Annotated in this window: 16 protein-coding genes and 1 other annotated feature; of the genes, 3 read left to right on the top strand and 13 right to left on the bottom strand. The window is 34.0% G+C overall.

The window, feature by feature from the left end:
• Positions 1 to 262: 262 nt before the first annotated feature.
• The 5 genes from ypeB to Q5Y73_RS06625 all read right to left on the bottom strand — a co-directional run bounded on the left by ypeB (position 263) and on the right by Q5Y73_RS06625 (position 5357).
• Complete coding sequence (gene ypeB / locus Q5Y73_RS06645) at positions 263 to 1591, bottom strand: germination protein YpeB (protein WP_305991077.1); 1329 nt, start codon at positions 1589 to 1591, stop codon at positions 263 to 265.
• Positions 1592 to 1917: 326 nt separating this feature from the next.
• Positions 1918 to 2604 carry a glutamic-type intramembrane protease PrsW gene (gene prsW, locus Q5Y73_RS06640; protein ID WP_305991076.1) on the bottom strand — a complete coding sequence of 229 codons (687 nt, stop codon included), beginning with the start codon at positions 2602 to 2604 and terminating at the stop codon, positions 1918 to 1920.
• Positions 2604 to 3854, bottom strand: coding sequence for a Glu/Leu/Phe/Val family dehydrogenase (locus Q5Y73_RS06635; protein ID WP_305991075.1), 1251 nt, complete (start codon positions 3852 to 3854; stop codon positions 2604 to 2606). The genes prsW and Q5Y73_RS06635 overlap by 1 nt, the downstream gene beginning before the upstream one ends.
• A gap of 133 nt (positions 3855 to 3987) precedes the next feature.
• Positions 3988 to 4584, bottom strand: coding sequence for a genetic competence negative regulator (locus Q5Y73_RS06630; protein ID WP_305991074.1), 597 nt, complete (start codon positions 4582 to 4584; stop codon positions 3988 to 3990).
• A gap of 446 nt (positions 4585 to 5030) precedes the next feature.
• Positions 5031 to 5357 (bottom strand): hypothetical protein, encoded by a 327-nt coding sequence (locus Q5Y73_RS06625; RefSeq protein ID WP_305991073.1) that lies wholly within the window; start codon positions 5355 to 5357, stop codon positions 5031 to 5033.
• A gap of 195 nt (positions 5358 to 5552) precedes the next feature.
• Here Q5Y73_RS06625 and Q5Y73_RS06620 point away from each other — a divergent pair, with 195 nt between their 5' ends.
• Complete coding sequence (locus Q5Y73_RS06620) at positions 5553 to 6425, top strand: polysaccharide deacetylase family protein (protein ID WP_305991072.1); 873 nt, start codon at positions 5553 to 5555, stop codon at positions 6423 to 6425.
• A gap of 193 nt (positions 6426 to 6618) precedes the next feature.
• Here Q5Y73_RS06620 and Q5Y73_RS06615 read toward each other — a convergent pair whose 3' ends face one another.
• Both Q5Y73_RS06615 and serA read right to left on the bottom strand, forming a co-directional pair.
• Positions 6619 to 6927, bottom strand: a complete 309-nt coding sequence (locus Q5Y73_RS06615) for a hypothetical protein (RefSeq protein WP_305991071.1) — start codon at positions 6925 to 6927, stop codon at positions 6619 to 6621.
• Between the two features lie 289 nt (positions 6928 to 7216).
• Positions 7217 to 8803, bottom strand: a complete 1587-nt coding sequence (serA, locus tag Q5Y73_RS06610; protein WP_305991070.1) for a phosphoglycerate dehydrogenase — start codon at positions 8801 to 8803, stop codon at positions 7217 to 7219.
• Positions 8804 to 8950: 147 nt separating this feature from the next.
• Positions 8951 to 9178, bottom strand: a binding site (T-box leader).
• Positions 9179 to 9423: 245 nt separating this feature from the next.
• Between serA and Q5Y73_RS06605 the strand changes: the two genes are divergently transcribed.
• Positions 9424 to 9744: a rhodanese-like domain-containing protein gene (locus Q5Y73_RS06605; protein WP_305991069.1), complete on the top strand. Its 321-nt coding sequence runs from the start codon at positions 9424 to 9426 to the stop codon at positions 9742 to 9744.
• A gap of 36 nt (positions 9745 to 9780) precedes the next feature.
• Entirely contained in the window at positions 9781 to 10377 is a 597-nt protein-coding gene (locus Q5Y73_RS06600; RefSeq protein ID WP_305991068.1) for a type II CAAX endopeptidase family protein, read from the top strand.
• 53 nt (positions 10378 to 10430) lie between these two features.
• Here Q5Y73_RS06600 and Q5Y73_RS06595 read toward each other — a convergent pair whose 3' ends face one another.
• From Q5Y73_RS06595 to Q5Y73_RS06570, 6 genes are all read right to left on the bottom strand, one after another.
• Positions 10431 to 11885 carry a HAMP domain-containing sensor histidine kinase gene (locus Q5Y73_RS06595; RefSeq protein WP_305991067.1) on the bottom strand — a complete coding sequence of 485 codons (1455 nt, stop codon included), beginning with the start codon at positions 11883 to 11885 and terminating at the stop codon, positions 10431 to 10433.
• Between the two features lies 1 nt (position 11886).
• On the bottom strand, positions 11887 to 12600 hold the full coding sequence (locus Q5Y73_RS06590) for a response regulator transcription factor (protein WP_305991066.1): 714 nt from the start codon (positions 12598 to 12600) through the stop codon (positions 11887 to 11889).
• 200 nt (positions 12601 to 12800) lie between these two features.
• Complete coding sequence (ccsA, locus tag Q5Y73_RS06585; protein ID WP_305991065.1) at positions 12801 to 14069, bottom strand: cytochrome c biogenesis protein CcsA; 1269 nt, start codon at positions 14067 to 14069, stop codon at positions 12801 to 12803.
• Positions 14066 to 15739: a cytochrome c biogenesis protein ResB gene (resB, locus tag Q5Y73_RS06580; protein WP_305991064.1), complete on the bottom strand. Its 1674-nt coding sequence runs from the start codon at positions 15737 to 15739 to the stop codon at positions 14066 to 14068. Before resB ends, ccsA begins: the two co-directional genes overlap by 4 nt.
• Positions 15740 to 15743: 4 nt before the next feature.
• Positions 15744 to 16274 carry a redoxin domain-containing protein gene (locus Q5Y73_RS06575; protein WP_305991063.1) on the bottom strand — a complete coding sequence of 177 codons (531 nt, stop codon included), beginning with the start codon at positions 16272 to 16274 and terminating at the stop codon, positions 15744 to 15746.
• A 94-nt stretch (positions 16275 to 16368) separates the two neighbouring features.
• Positions 16369 to 17115, bottom strand: coding sequence for a pseudouridine synthase (locus Q5Y73_RS06570; protein WP_305991062.1), 747 nt, complete (start codon positions 17113 to 17115; stop codon positions 16369 to 16371).

The raw sequence follows: 17115 nt of genomic DNA, 5'->3' as shown, positions 1-17115 counted from the left end.
CACCATAATAGATTTGCAGCACTTGATATGCTGAAAGCATATTTTTTGGGTGATTTTTAGTTCCGGGCCTAGCAAAAGTATTAGGATTATGCTACGCAGCTTTGCTTCACTTTTGCCAAAATTTTAGTTCATGGGGTCCCCAAAAAGTATTCGGATTTCCCATCTTTGAATTTTGTTTACTTTTTCGGACTGATCTTTTCTGTTCCGGGCCCAAAGTAATAGGATTATGCTGCGAAAGCTTTGCTTCACTTTTGTGGGTACCTTAGACTTGTTCAATTTTCTCTTCCATTCCCGTGTCTGCATTGATATAAATTCTGTAAAGCTGTTTGTTGATTTCCCCCAAGAATTCATAACACAATATTTCCTCATTCATATCATTCAGTATTAGAGCCTTATCCATATTTTCAACTTTAAAGTTTTCGTTTAATGTTTTTCGAGCTTCTTCAACAGTGAGTTTAGGATCCTCTATTGTACGATCCTGATTTGCAAATATATAGTCTGTTGTTTGAATACCAACTACCTCACCATTATCTAGAGCAACCTTTACAGATATTTTCTGCGGGTAGATAATAATATCGTCCTGTTTAGTCACAAAGGCGAAACTTGCTACGTTTTCATACTGATCAAAACTAACAGCTTTCATCTGTTTGAAGTCCATATTTTCCAATGTTTCTAACGCTTTTTCTTTGGCTTGATTTATATTTAATTTTTTTGAGTTTACACTCCGCGGATTCATAAACCACACTATATGTCCGCCTTTTGCCGTAATATCCATTTCTATGTTCGAGTTTTGCTCTGCATCATTGATCTGAACATTATATGTATGATATTCAGTTCCTTTTCCGTTTTCAACAACCTGAATTTCTTCTGTTTGATTTATTTCCAACATATTGGATGCTATTTTCTTTGCTTCTTCGGCCGATATAGAATTTCCACTTAATTGATTGTAGTCTCGATTATGGAACATTTGAGCGTTAGATGGTCCCCAATCAATCTCAGAAAATTCTGTTACTTTTTTATCTACTGTTTTAAAACCATCGATAATACCATTATCTAAAGGCTCTTGTTCTGAGGCTATTGCAACTTCCACATCCATCCAACGCAACTTATCATTTAATACATCCGATTGAATAGTGCGTAATTCATTTGATATCTCACCTGTTCGCTCATATAATGATTTTAAATTTTCCATTTCCTTTTCAGAAAGTGGTTGATCAGATAGGTCTCTTATTGCTGCAGAGTATGAGAAACTAGCTAAATTAGCGAGTAATTCCTCTGTTTTATCAAAAGGCAGCAAAGTAAGTGGAAGTTGATTAATATCAGTCTGAGCTTCACTAGTAATTCTCCAAACGTTCACTAAACATTTTCTATGAAAATTTCGTGATGAAGAATTTACTGCCAAAGTGTTTCCTAATTCATTATGCAGCTTATCTACCTCAAATGTTAAATTATGAAAAGCACGTTGGTATTGATTTTCAGACTTAATCAATATTGAATTTTTTTCTTGATGTTCTTGATATCCCCAGAGCAATGATCCTGTTAAAGCAATGATAAGAACCGGAAACATCACTCCACTTAAACGTCTATACATCAAAAAAGCTCCTTTCAATAACAATTTGTAGCATAGTTTTTGTTAATGAAAGAAGCTTTATACATATACATTAGAATTCATTTTCATATTCAATATCAAAGTCGGAATCATTATTGCATAAACATTTTTTAAAACCAGTATTTATTTTTCCATCCATCCTTTTTCCTTTAAGGATATACCGCTCACCGCAAGATTGACATTGAATTATGACCTTCACTCTGTAATTCACCTTGTAATATCCCCCTGCAAATGATTAGAACAAAACACCATAAAAAGTTTCTCGAAGATGCTCCAACCCTTCTTTACAAATATCATTACCAAAACAATCACAGTTCAATCTTCTTCTCTTTAGAGGGCATAAACATAGACGTAAAATGATTTGCTTGTTTAACTTTTCTTAATCCTTTAATCCATAAAAACGTCATAAAAACAATTAAAAGAGCAATCCAATTTGTTTGAAAAACAAGCATAATGTAATCAAATAATCCATGCCAAAAAATCGGAAATCCTAATGCTAATATAAGATATTTTTTATTAGAAAGAAATTTAGCTTTGCTGATGTAAAAACCCATAATCACTCCGAATATTGCATGTCCAGAAATCGGAAGTAATCCTCTTAAAAAGAGTGTGTAAAATGACGCAGAGTATGAAAATGCATAAATAATATTTTCTAATGTGGCAAATCCAAGTGCAATAGACACACCATAAACAACTCCATCATAAGGTGAATCAAATACATGATGATTGTATATCGTATAATATAAAATAAAGAGCTTTAAAAACTCTTCAATTCCACCTGAAATAACAAATGAAAATAACAAATCATTTTCTCCGAATCCTAACACTAATCCTCTTTGAATAACCATTGTGGGAAATACAAGAAGCACACCAAATAAAAATACTTTTATCACCATAAGGATTGGTTCAGATGAATGACTCTCTTTTAAATAGAAATAAGTAAGCAACGCTAAACTTGGTGCAATAGCAATACCTAAAATAAAGAAAATTTGCATTAAATCCAGCCTCTGTATTTAACAGCCTCAGCCACTTTTCTTACACCTACCATATAAGCAGCTAATCTCATATTAACACCTCTTGTTTGATGTGTTTGATAAATTTTATTCAGTGCTCTTATCATGATCTTCTCTAGCTTCTCATGAACTTCCTCTTCGCTCCAATAATAACCCTGATTGTTTTGAACCCATTCAAAATACGACACAATAACGCCACCAGCACTTGCCAATACATCAGGAATCAGCAAAACTCCTCGATCGCTTAAAATTTGTGTAGCTTCAAGTGTAGTAGGACCATTAGCAGCTTCTACAAGTATACTTGCTTTTATTTTCTCAGCATTGTCTACTGTTATTTGATTTTCAATTGCAGCAGGTACAAGAATATCACAGTCCATTTCTAACAATTCTTGATTTGAGATTGTTTTTTTAAATAAATTTGTGACAGTACCAAATGAATCTCTACGATCAATTAAAAAGTCTATATCTAATCCATTAGGATCATATAAACCTCCTAGAACATCTGAAATTCCAACTACTTTAGCTCCTGCTTCATGCATAAATTTAGCAAGATAACTACCTGCATTCCCAAAACCTTGAATGACTACTTTTGCATCTAGAATATCTATTTCTTTTTTAATTAATGCTTCTTTGATCATGATTGAAACACCTTTGGCTGTGGCTGTTTCACGACCATGAGATCCTCCTAAAACAAGCGGTTTGCCTGTAATAAAGCCAGGTGAATCAAATTCTCTAATTCTACTGTATTCATCCAACATCCAAGCCATAATTTGTGAATTCGTCATAACATCTGGTGCAGGAATATCTTTGGATGGACCAACAACCTGACTAATTGCACGAACATAACCTCTGCTTAATTTTTCTAATTCTTTAAATGACATCTTTCGAGGATCACAAATGATGCCTCCTTTTCCCCCTCCATAAGGTATATCTGTAATCCCGCATTTTAAACTCATCCATATAGATAATGCTTTTACTTCATCTTCAGTAACGTCTGGATGGAATCTTACCCCGCCTTTTGTAGGGCCTACTGCATCATTGTGCTGTGCTCTAAACCCAGTAAACACATGTACTTTACCATTGTCCATTAATACTGGAATTCGTACTTTAAATAATCTCAATGGTTCTTTCAACAAATCAAACATATCATCGCCAAAACCTAATTTTTCCAACGCTTCCTTAATGACTGTTTGTGTAGAGTAAAGTATATTTTCTGATTCACCTAGATTCAAACAATCCACCTTCTTTTACTGGTTATATTTTTGCACAGAACAAAAAATATATATTCTGCCCGATGAAAAAGCACCATACAAAAACAAATTTTCGTTTTTGTAGATGCTTTCAATCTTATGATATAGTAATAGTTTAAAAATGCGAATCAATCACTTTAATAGCATCTTCAGCTATGATTGTTTTTCCATATTCCTCAAGAACTGACTGGGTAAGCGAAGTTGCCTCACCATATTCAGATAATAGAGCAATTAGTTTATGAAATAAATCATCCTCAAGGTCTTCAGAATCTATTTGTAAAATCCACTGATCCTCATATGAATATAATGTACCCTTTTCTTCAGGTATAAACTGCTTTAACAATTTTGATACTGTTATAACATGCTCAAAATCTAGAAATGTATATGAGACCATATGAGATTGTTCCATAGTTACTTCCATCTCATATAGAACTTCTTCGTCACTATAAGAAAAATCATCCTCATGATCTAATGATCCTTTAGTAACTATTACAATCATTCCTTGTGCAGGGTGGGTGATTACTTCCACGGCTAATGGTCCAGATGCTTCAAATCCCAATTCAGAATAGGCTTGCTCCATCATATCATTAAAAAGCTCGCGGACTTTTGGGATCTCCCTCCACATATCTTCTTTTTGAATACCACGTTCATTTAAGTCTTCAAAGGTTAAATAAATGCGAATCTTGTCTGTACTTAAACGTTCCATCTTCATGATTAGGAGCTCCCTTCTATTTAAGTTAATTACGCATATTGCTGTATGAGAGTCTTATGTTTTAAAATATGTTAGATCATACTTTTCTGTGATATAAAGCTTGACCAAATTACAACATCTTTAATCATAATCTTACTACTTATGTTAACATTAAAACTAATTTATTGCACTAATATAAATGTACTAAAAATCAAAAAAAATCATTTTCAATTTTTAAAAAATGAAAATGATTTTTTATATGACAACTCACTATATTTCCATCTAACACAGCTATTTATTATTAATACAAAACAACTTAATCAAATCTAAACCTTCATTAGTTTAAATCCGATATTTCTCTTCACGTTTTAGAAGGAAATATCGGATTTGGAACTAGATAAATAAATAATGAACTAATGAGATAATGTAGAATTAAAATAATAATTAATTTTCCTCAAAGACAAAAATTACTGAGTTATTGAACTGTCATTTTCCTCTAGAATTTTTTCAGACTCTGCTTTTACATCTGGATCTTCATTTATGATCTGTTGGATTTGCTCCATTCCTTGATCATCATTACCAGCAGTTATATCATTAAAATTTCCATCCATGTTGTTTGTCATTTTTTCAAATGTAATTTCTTTCATTTTCTCAGTAGCTGTGTCAAACATATCACTCATAGAATTTGTCATTTTACCCATGTTTGCCATTAACATCGCTCTATTGTTACTTTGATTTAAATAAATTGCTGCAGCAGCTCCAAGGACTCCACCCATTAAAAAGCTTCGAATCATGAATTAAAACCTCCATTCTTATTACTTTTTTCAACATTATTTTTTTCAATTCAAAGGCCAAACATTCAGAAAATAAAAAGTAATTTATGGATAGAAAAAAACCAACATAAATGGAGAAAAAAATCGATTACTTTTTACAATTCACATGGTAAAATAAAGATAAATTGAAATAATACAACAGGAGGATACAGAAAAATGAAAATGAAAGTAGCTATAGTTTCCCTCATCTCCCTCAGTTTGACATTATCTGCATGTGGTCAAAAGCCTGTCGAAACATCAATCGATCCAAATGGAGTAGAGCCCCCCGAAGTGATACTAATTGAAGAAGAAGATGTAGAGAATACTGAAATCGAAACTGAAAATCAATCTGATGAAACAGTTGATGTGGAAGTAAAAGAAACAATTGAAGTCATTGAACAGCCAATTGCTTTGGATTATTACATGAATGGGATTTATGATATCAAGCCAAAAGACGATACTATAGATAAAAACATCGTACTTTTAACCTTTGATGATGGACCCAAAGATGAAGAAATGTTAACCAAAATGTTAGACATACTTGACAAACATGAAGCTAAAGCAATCTTTTTTGTAAATGGATTTAGAATAGAACAAAACCCTGAATTATTAGAACTCATACATAACAGAGGACAAATCATTGGCAATCATTCTTGGGATCATATAAGTTTAAAAAATGAATCAAAAGAAATCATAAATCAGCAAATAGACGATCTTCAGACCATAGTTGAGGATCTAACAGGAGAAGCACCCATATTTTTCAGACCCCCACATGGTCAAGGAAATGAATATTTAAGAGAAAAGGTGAAAGAAGAAGGAATGTTATATATGACTTGGTCTAATGGATCAGAGGATTGGGTTAAACAATATCAATATCCTGAAGGAGTTATTCAAAGAGTTTTGGAACAGTTAAGAGCTGGTAGCAATATCCTTATGCATGAATTACCTTGGACTGTAGAGGCATTGGATGATTTATTAACTCAAATTGAAGAAGAAGGTTACGGATTTGTTGACCCTAGAGCAGTTGACGTAAATTATGTTCCTGAATAATTGACTAAAAACGGTTCATTACTCCGTCAAATTATTAGACTAAATATGGATATTTATCAATTCATGTACTTTTTTATACAAAAATATTGTTAAACGTGAAACATTATGAATAAATTAGTGTATTTTAGCGAACTTTATATATTGATGAACTAATCACAGTTCATGAAAAAAACACTTGGGAGGACGCTATACACTATGGCACAACAACAAAACCAGCAGCAGGCTGCACAGCAAGCTCAACAAGCTGCTCAACAAGCTCAACAAGCTGCTCAACAAGCAGGTCAAATGAATGCAACACCTCAACAAATTCAACAAGCTCAGCAGCAGGTTCAGCAAGCTCAGCAGCAATTGCAGCAAGCTCAACAAAATGCTGCAACAAATGCTCAACAGCAGCAGCAAATTCAACAAGCTCAACAACAGGTGCAACAAGCTCAGCAGCAAGTGCAACAAGCTCAAAATAATCAGGCTCAGCAAAACAATTTACAATAATCACTCTAAACAAAAAAGCCTCTATTCCGAATGGAATAGAGCTTTTTTGTTATAAAAATTTTATAATAATCTTCACTTTTTGGGGTGGAATGTTTTCTTCCGGGCCCCGCAAAAGTATTTAGATTATACTTCTAAGCTTCACTTCACTTTTGCCAAAAAATTTAGTTCATGGGGTCCCCGAAAAGTATTCGGATTGCTCACCTTTGAATTCACTTCACTTTTTGGGGTGCCTTTTTATGTTCCGGGCCCCGCAAAAGTAATAGGATTATACTTCTAAGCTTCACTTCACTTTTGTGGGTATACTACAGGATGATTTCATTAACAGAAACGATTCCATCCGTATCGATTAATAATTTTTTAACAGTATTTGATGGTTGTTTATCTACTGTTAGGATCATTACTGCATCTCCACCAACCACTTTTCTTCCAACTTGCATTGTAGCAATATTCACTTCATTTTCTCCTAATAATGTACCAATCTTTCCGATAGCACCTGGTTTATCTTGATGTGAGATATAAATGAAAATACCTTCAGGAGATATATCTACAGGGTATTGATCTATTTGAACTATTCTAGCACCATAACCATTAAGCAAGGTTCCAGCAATTGTTCTTTCCCCACTGTTTGTTTTTAGAGTCAATGTGATTAAGTTAGTAAAACCTTTTGTACTTGAAGATCTTTGTCTGATGATTTTAACGCCCTTAGCTTCTGCAAGGTGCATTGAATTTACAACATTCACTTCAGAATCTAGATACTGTGCAAGCACTCCTTTAATAATACTTCTAGATAAAGGAGCAGTATCAACATCTGCCAACTCTCCAGAGAAGTTGATATGAATTTCTTCGATAGAATCTTTAGTAATTTGTGATAAAAAGCTGCCTAACCTTTCTCCCAAAGAAAAATAAGGTTGAAGTTTTCTTAAAACATTGGAAGGAACATGAGGCATGTTTACAGCATTTTTAAATGGTTTATCTCTAAGAATATTCAATACCTCTTCAGAAACATCAATAGCAACATTTTCTTGTGCCTCTCTTGTTGATGCTCCTAAATGAGGGGTAACAATGATTTTATCATGATTTAAAAATGGATGATCCTTTTGTGGAGGCTCTGTCTCAAATACATCAAATGCTGCACCAGCAACAATCTCTTGATCAATTGCATGTATCAATGCATGCTCATCAATAATACCACCGCGTGCACAATTGACAATTCGAACTCCTTTTTTCATTAACTCAAACTGCTCTGTAGAAATCATATGACGTGTTTCTTTTGTAAGAGGAGTATGGACAGTAATAAAGTCAGCTTTTTTAGCAATATCATCTACACTGCCTTTTTCAATTCCAAGTTTCTCTGCACGATCTTCTGTAAGAAAAGGATCGTACCCAATAATGCTCATATTAAAAGCTTTTGCACGTTCTGCTACTTCTGTTCCAATTCTACCCATTCCTATAATACCTAGTACTTTGTTGTTAAGTTCTACCCCTACAAAGGATTTGCGATCCCATTCACCTGAAATCGTCTTTTTATAACCTTGTGGTATATTACGAGACACGGCCATCATCATTGCAAAAGTATGTTCACATGTTGAGATCGTGTTCCCATCTGGAGCATTAATCACAATGATTCCTCTTTGGGTAGCTGCTTCTAAATCAATGTTGTCAACACCGACACCAGCTCTACCTATTACTTTTAACTTGGATCCAGCCTCCATTATTCTTTTTGTTACTTTTGTCTGACTTCGTACTAAAAGTGCATCAAAATCCGAGATAATTTTTACAAGTTCATCTTCACTTAGTCCTGTCTCTTTAACAACCGTTACATCACTTGCATCAAAAAGCTTTTGAATTCCTAAATCGCTGATTGGATCTGAAATTAACACTTTAAACATGTATGGTTCTCCTCCTCAGTTGAATCTTATCTATTTTTTATTTATCCTTAACGTGTAATTAAAAATTTAATATACACAGTAAAGTTATACAGAATTAAAGTAAATGAAATACAAAAAAACCCTTCAATCCTCATACGTAGTGCGTATGATAGGGACGAGAGTTACTTTTCGTGGTACCACCCTATTTCATTGCTTATTTACATAAACAATCTTTATGGTCATTGACCTCATGGTTAACGGTTTTTCCGATTATACTTACTTTTTCAAGTTTCAGTATAATAACTCAGGAGTGCTCCACATAGTTTCAACACCGTTTTTCACCAACCAACGGCTCTCTGAAGTTTTAGCTATGCTTAATTCCTTCATCGTTTGTATAATATGAAATTGATAATTCATAATTTAACATGACTTGTGACAGGATGTCAATGTCAATTTCAATCTTTTTGCAAGTATCTCTTAATTCATTTCTTGCGCTTTCCACTTCTTATTTTATAGCAATTGCCCGTATAATTGCAATGTTTTTTCTTGAATAAATATTGAAAATTGGTTATTCTTCTTTATGTAATTCTTTTCATTTACAGTAGTAGTAATGAATATAACGATTAAGGAAGTGTATAAATATGAACTCATATGAAATTAGCGCTGCTGATTTTTTTCAAAAATTAAAAAATAAATCGCTTGGTGGTATAATTGTGGATGTAAGAGAAAAGATGGAGTGGGATTACTACCACTTAGATGATGCTATATTACATCCAATGAATACCATACCAGAAAAGTTAACAGAGCTGCCCAAAGATAGAACTTTGTATATTCTTTGTGCTCACGGAATTAGAAGTCAGCATGTTTGTAATTTTTTAATAAATAACGGATTTGATAACGTAAAAAATGTCAGCGGTGGAATTTCCGCTGTGGCCATGCTGCAGGGTTTTCAATATGATTAGATATATTTAATTGAATTAGAATAAAGGCGGGATGGAATGAAAAAAAATAAATTAAAAATAAAACTACAGTTTAAAAAAGTAAATCTCGATAAAATGAGCGATAAGCTGCTATTGTATAACTTATACTTTACTCAATTATTTACTTTATTAATTGGTCTTATTATTATTTTCTTTCAGGGAAGAAATGTCTTAGAAGTATTATCACTTCCTACTTCCTACGCTCAAGCTTTAATTTGGGGAGTTGGATTTGCCATCGCAGTTCTTGTTTTTGATTTGTTGATATCTAGATGGGTTCCTGAAGATGTTTCTGATGATGGGGGAATCAACGAAAGAATTTTCAAAAACCGTCCTTTATGGCATATTTTTGTGATTTCACTTGTTGTTGCAATATGTGAAGAACTATTATTTAGAGGAGCTATTCAACATGTATTTGGACCTTATTGGACAAGCATACTCTTCGCAGCTATTCATATTCGTTATTTGCAGCATTGGTTGATGACTGGACTAGTATTTAGTATTAGTTATGGGCTTGGCTGGATTTATATCCAGACAGAAACACTTTGGGTTCCAATCATTGCACATTTCCTCATTGATTTTATTATGGGGACTATAATCAAATATAAAAAAGATTAAATTAAAAAGAAAAAAACCTGTAATCTACGCAAGTAGATACAGGTTTTCAATTATTATTCTAATTGCGTATGTTCCCTAACATTACATGGAAGTTCAATAGAAAAGGTTGTCCCTTTTCCGACCTTGCTATCAGCTTGTATCATCCCTTCATGTGATTCAACGATATTCTTAACGATGGATAAACCTAAACCAGTTCCACCTGAAGAAAAAATTCTTGTTCTAGCTTTATCGGCCTTATAAAACCTTTCAAAAATATAAGGTAAATCTTCCTGCGGAATCCCTTCACCTTGATCTTCTATTTCAATCCTTATCGTAGGCCCACCTTCATTGTTCTTAGCATAATAAGCTCGAATGAAAATAAAGGCTCCCTTAGGGGTATGTCTTAAACCGTTGTCCAACAAGTTAGTTAAAACTTGTTCCAATCGATCTTCATCCCCACATTCAATCCAAAGCTCTTTATCAGCTAAATCCTGCTTTATAGAGACACCATTATGCTCATTTGCGAGAGTTGAAAATTTACGAGTGACTCTTTCTACTAAACTTGTTATATTCACTTTTTCACAATTCATTTCAAGATGACCTGCTTCCATTTTTGCGAGATCAAGTAAATCTTTCACTAATCTGCTCATGCGTAAAGATTCATCCAAAATAATCTGTGCCAGTTCTTTTCTCTCATCAATGGAACCTGCAATATCATCTAATAAAGCTTCGCTGTATCCCTGAAGCATAGATAATGGAGTCCTTAGTTCATGTGATACGTTCGCAACAAAGTCTTTTCTCAATTTCTCGAGCCTGTCCTCTTCTGTCACATTTCTCAATACAGCTACAGCTCCTCGAACCAAATCATCCTGAGCATATAATGGAGTAATGACAACTGACCAAACATCATTTTGCACATATAACTTTGATGTTTGCTCTTCATTGTTTTCCACTACAGATTTGAACAAAGGTTGGAGCGGTTCAGGTATATATTTCATTACATTGATTTCTAAGGATTTTTCCCAAGAAATAGCTGCCCAATGTTCAATTAACTTTTCCCCTTGCGGATTCGCAAGAAGTATATTTCCAGAAGCATCAAACGTTATGACAACATCTGTCATACTGCGTAAAATGCTATCTAATTGCTCTTTTTCGTGGTGTAAGTCTCTTATGGTTTGATCCAATTTTTCAGTCATATGATTGAATCGACTGGCCAATTGTCCAATTTCATCAGAAGAGCGAATCTCAACACGAGTTTTATATTCACCCTTTGTAACAGAGTCTGCTGCTTTTTTTAATTGCAACAAAGGCTGTGTAATTTTAGTAAATAAGAAAAATGCAAAAAATGTAGTTAACAAAAATCCAATAATTCCTGCATAGACAAATAACCATTTAATTTCTTGTGAATTCCTTTCAAAATTCACATCGATATAAACTAATAAAAATAAACCTAGAAATGTGATTACAAAAGCTACAAGTAGGATAATCGTAATCCATAGTTTCCCAACTACACTTTTCCAAATATTCACTTTATTTTGGCACCTCTAATTTGTAACCTACTCCCCAGACAGTATGAATCATAGAAGCTGCTTCTGGTGATACTTTATTTAATTTTTCTCTCAGCCTTTTCACATGAGTATCAACGGTTCTTAAATCTCCAAAAAACTCATAGTTCCATACATCTTTTAAAAGTTCTTCACGAGAATAAACCTTATCTGGAGATGCTGCTAAGTAATGCAATAATTCATATTCCTTTGGTGTTAAGCTAATAATTTGTCCGTTAGCTGTCACACGATGAGCATCATGCTCAATAATTAGATTTGGAAAAACGATATTATTGCTAGAGCCATCTTCACTAGTTAAATAAGCAGTCGCAGAAGAACGGCGTAAAATAGCTTTCACACGGTATATAACTTCTCTAGGGCTGAATGGCTTCACTACATAATCATCTGTGCCAACCTCAAACCCTTGAACTCGATTCGCTTCCTCACCTTTAGCAGTTAACATAATAACTGGAGTAGCTTTATGCTCGCGAAGCTTTTCACACACCTCTATTCCATCGATTCCAGGCAACATCAAATCCAACAAAATTAAATCGTAGTCTTTTTCAATTGCCATTTCTAAAGCAGACTCACCATCTTCTGCTTCATCTACAGCATAACCCTCTTTTTCGAGGTACATGCGAAGTAGTCTTCTAATTCTTTCTTCATCATCTACAACTAAAATCATACTTTTATGAGACATACTCTCAACTCCTATCATAAAGTAACCTTTATGTGTATATTCGTAAGTTATTATTTCTAAGATGTCTTTTTCACTTTATATGTTCATTATAATCCAACTAGTACTTAATTAACTTCTTTGAATCTATTGTTCTGGGCCCCGAAAAAGTACCAGAACTAAACCACAACGATACTCTTCACTTTTTTGGGTATATATATATATTATACTCCTGCGTAGGAGTGTAATCCAGCTATAACTAAATTCACTCCAACTAAAGTAAACATAACTATTAAAAATCCAATTACGGATAACCAAGAGGATTTTGAACCTTGCCATCCACGGGATAAACGCAAATGCAAATATACACTATAAAATAACCAAACAATGAGTGCCCAAACTTCTTTTGGATCCCAACCCCAAAATCTTTCCCAAGCAATATGTGCCCAGATCATCGCAAAGATCAAAGCACCTAGAGTAAATATAGGGAAACCTATTGCTATGGAACGATAACTTATCTCATCTAAGTCCTCTGGATCGAGATCGCTTAATATGGGCTGGATTTTAGCCCCAATTGGCTTTCTCAAAATCAATCTCAACAAACAATAAAGCAATGTTCCAGTTAATAATGCCCAAACTACAGTATTTAATTTGCGACCCGCGTTTACACCCTTCATCCAGAATGGTGCCTCCATTAAAGGCTTCTGAATTCCAAAATATGAATCCATAGATGTAATTTCACTTTTATATGGCTTTACAATAGGAGGTAGCGTATATTTTACTTCCTCAGTATTTACTTGCTCTATTTCTAACTCAGATTCCTCTGCTGGAACAATAACTTCCTTAGAAAACTCTGCTTGATAGTCCAAAGCATTAAATAAAAACACTGAACCTATAAAGCCAACTACAACAAGAATAGCAAAGATTGTAAATTCTATCCCTCTAGTAGCTCGACGGTCTTTTTTAGATGTTCCTGTAAAGTTTACTGTTCTAATCAAATACATTAATCCAGTTGCAAAACCTACAGCAAAAAACGCTTCACCAAGAGCTGCAGTCGTAACATGAATTTTAAGCCAATTATCTTGAAGAGCTGGAATCAAAGGTTCTGCTTCCCATGGAAAAACCATGGCATAGGCTTGTACAATGAAGGCTACTGGTAGTGCAAAAACCCCTATGCCAGCTGAACGATAAATAAGATATATTATAATAAATCCAACAATGATCATCATGGACAACAATGTCATAAATTCAAACATATTTGCATTTGGAATATGCCCAGAATAGATCCATCTTGTAATAAAATATATGATTTGAGAAACAAATCCAACAATCGTTACACTAAAAGCAAGCTTACTCCAACGTAAAGTATGTTCCTTCGGATCTCGATCACTCCATTTTTTCCCTGTAATGGCTATCACAAATAAAAAAGCTGATATGATATATAGTAAAAATGCAACAATTAAAGCAGTATTGCTTACTTGTTCTAAACTCAACTCTTTTTCACCTCGTTTTCTAAGGACTTAGGTTCTACTTTAATTCCTTGTTTTTCTAAAGCCAAAGCTACTTCTTTTCTTAACCCAAACCAATTTTTATTTGAATGTGCACCTAACAACAATTGTTTTCCATCCATTCGAATCCAAATTCTACGATGGTTCCAGTAGAAACCCATAATCAATCCGATCATAGAAATAGCAGCTCCAACCCAAATCATCGGTAAAATTGTATCTTTTCTAGCACTTAAAAAACTGGTGTATATGGAAAAGTCGACATCTTGCATTGACCCTACATCAATTACTAAAGTACTTCCTGCTGCTTCATTCACTTGATCCTCCTGATAAATGACTTTATGTTGAGGAATTGGGAAGTACATATTAATTTCCCCTTCATCCGGCAGGCCTGGTCCAGTAATTGAAAAAATAAATGCAGGTGTGTTTGGATCAGAAGATTTAGTGCCAGCTACACCATTCTCAAACTTAAAATCTGGATAATAACTAACAAGCTCTAGCTGATATTCTCCAACCTCATAGTTTGATTTTGGATTGTCCATTTCCAAAACAAATTGTCCATATTCTTCCCCTGATTCTCTACCTTTCAATGTAGCATTGACGGAACGAAGTAAAGGAGTTTCTTCATAACCCATTTGATATATAAGCAATCCATTATACTTCAAAGGTTTATTCACTTGAATTGGATGCCTTGTTACTTCCTCAAGTATAGGCTCCATAAAAGGATCATTACAATTTTCCACACATTCATAAAGAACTGCTTTCGTTTCAAACAGTTCAGGAATAACTTTTCCTTTTTCAATTGTTTCTTCAGCTAATTCATCCTCTGAGTAATACTCAACCGTAAAACCTTCATTTTCAACGTAATAATTTGTACCAGGCACTTGGACTGTATCCCCATCTAAAACGTCCATATATTGTTCCATATACCAACCAGGTACAATTATTCGCAATAAAACTGCAAGTAAAAATATAATTAATCCAATATGATTAATATAAGGTCCCCAGCGACTAAATCTATTTTTCTCTGCTAATAATGCACTTCCATCAGTAGTTACACGGTAGAATTTCTTTTTTAAGATAGCGGAAAATTCTTCCACCCATTTCTCAGCTTCTTTTTCATCTTGTATTCCCTTTATTTCTCCTGTGTAAACTATTTTCTGTCTACTTATAAAACGTTCATGTTTCCTAATTTTTTGCTTACTTAACGCTTTATATAGAGGCAGTACCCTATCTAAACTGCATATGACCAATGATGTTCCTATCATAATCAACAACAACTTAAACCACCATGAGTCATAAGTATGTGAAAGTCCTAAAGTATAATATATTTCCCCCATCGTGCCATACGTCTCTGGATAGTATGTAGCAGGGTCTATATTAATAAAAGTATTTTCTTGCGGATAGATCGTTCCTAAAGAAGCACCACATAGTGTTAAAAAAATTAAATATATTGCTACTTTCACAGAAGAAAAGAAGCTCCAAACTACGTCAATGACCGATTTGGTACCTCTTTGAGAACGGCGTACGACCCCGTCATAACGCATTTCCAACGGCTCCATGCTTTGATCTTCTATTAATGGCTTTCCGCAAGATTCACAAAGTACTGTATTTACTGGATTTTGATGCCCACACTCACACTTTGTATTCTGAATCATTGCATTACTCCTTTTCAGCTAACAACTTATTCACAGTTTGAATTAAATAAGACTCGTTCATTTCACCAATTTTTTTCTCTATAATCTTTCCTTTAGAATCTATAAAAAAAGTAGTAGGATAATACTTCACATCATATTGCTCAGATACAACCCTATTATCCAATAGTATAGGAAAAGTAACTCCAACTTGATTCACAAAGCTTCTCACAGTAACCTCAGGCTCACCATTTAAATTAACGCCTAAAACAACTACATCCTTAGATTGATATTTTTTATAAATATCTTCAATCGCTGGCATTTCCCTTACACATGGTTCACAAAAAGTCCCCCAAAAATTCACAATGACAGGTTGTCCTGCAAAGTCTGACAGCCTATATACTTGTCCATCTAAACCTCCAAGTGTAAAATCGGGTGCAATCTTACCTACTTCAGGAATATCCTCATTTGATAAGACACTACTAAACAGCGTAACTCCTGCAATCACAACAAATAGAATTAAAATGGCATACTGAATCCATTTTTTATTCTTTTTCATGACATCACCATACTTTCTAGGTCCAAATGAAAAATAATTTTAGTTCAATTTTATACTGACACTATTCCTATTATAACGAAACATTTTTCATCTTTTAGTCGTTTTTTTGAATTTTATGTGTCCTAAGTGCTAAATCTTTTAATTCCTTTACTTCATTTGGTTGAAGATAGCGAAATTTCCCTCTAGAAACTCTTTGAAGATTTAAAAATCCAAATTGCACTCTTCTTAGTCTCTTCACTTGGATTGACAAAGCCTCAAACATTCTGCGAACTTGTCTATTTTTCCCTTCATGTATGGTGATGGAAATAATCGATTCATTTTTGTCTGGATTCACATCATGGTATTCCACTTCTGCTGGTGACGTTTTTCCGTCCTCAAGCTCAATACCTTCCTTTAAACGATCCAGTTGAGAGCCATGAGGAACCCCTTTTACAGTAACAAAGTACGTTTTATCAATATGATGTTTTGGGTGAGTCATTAAATTAGAAAACTCCCCATCATTTGTAAGCAATAATAAACCCTCTGTATCATAATCTAAACGTCCAACAGGATATACCCGCTGTTTAATTTTTTTCAAATAATCCGTAACAACCTGTCTGCCCTCTGGATCCTTTACACTACTTATTACTCCTTTAGGCTTATGAAATAATACATAAATCTTACTTTCGCTTCGAATTAGACGTCCGTCCACTTTGATTATATCTTGTTCCGGGTCAACCTTAACCCCTAGTGTGTTTACTATTTTCTCATTTACTTCCACTCTGCCAGCTAAAATAATTTCTTCAGATTTTCTTCTGGAAGCAATCCCTGCATTTGCCAATACTTTTTGCAGTCTTTCCAT

The organism is Chengkuizengella axinellae, assembly GCF_030730905.1.
GTDB lineage: Bacteria > Bacillota > Bacilli > Paenibacillales > KCTC-33759 > Chengkuizengella > Chengkuizengella axinellae.
Note: the sequence above shows the minus strand (reverse complement) of the source record. Positions and strands in the feature narration are given on the sequence as shown.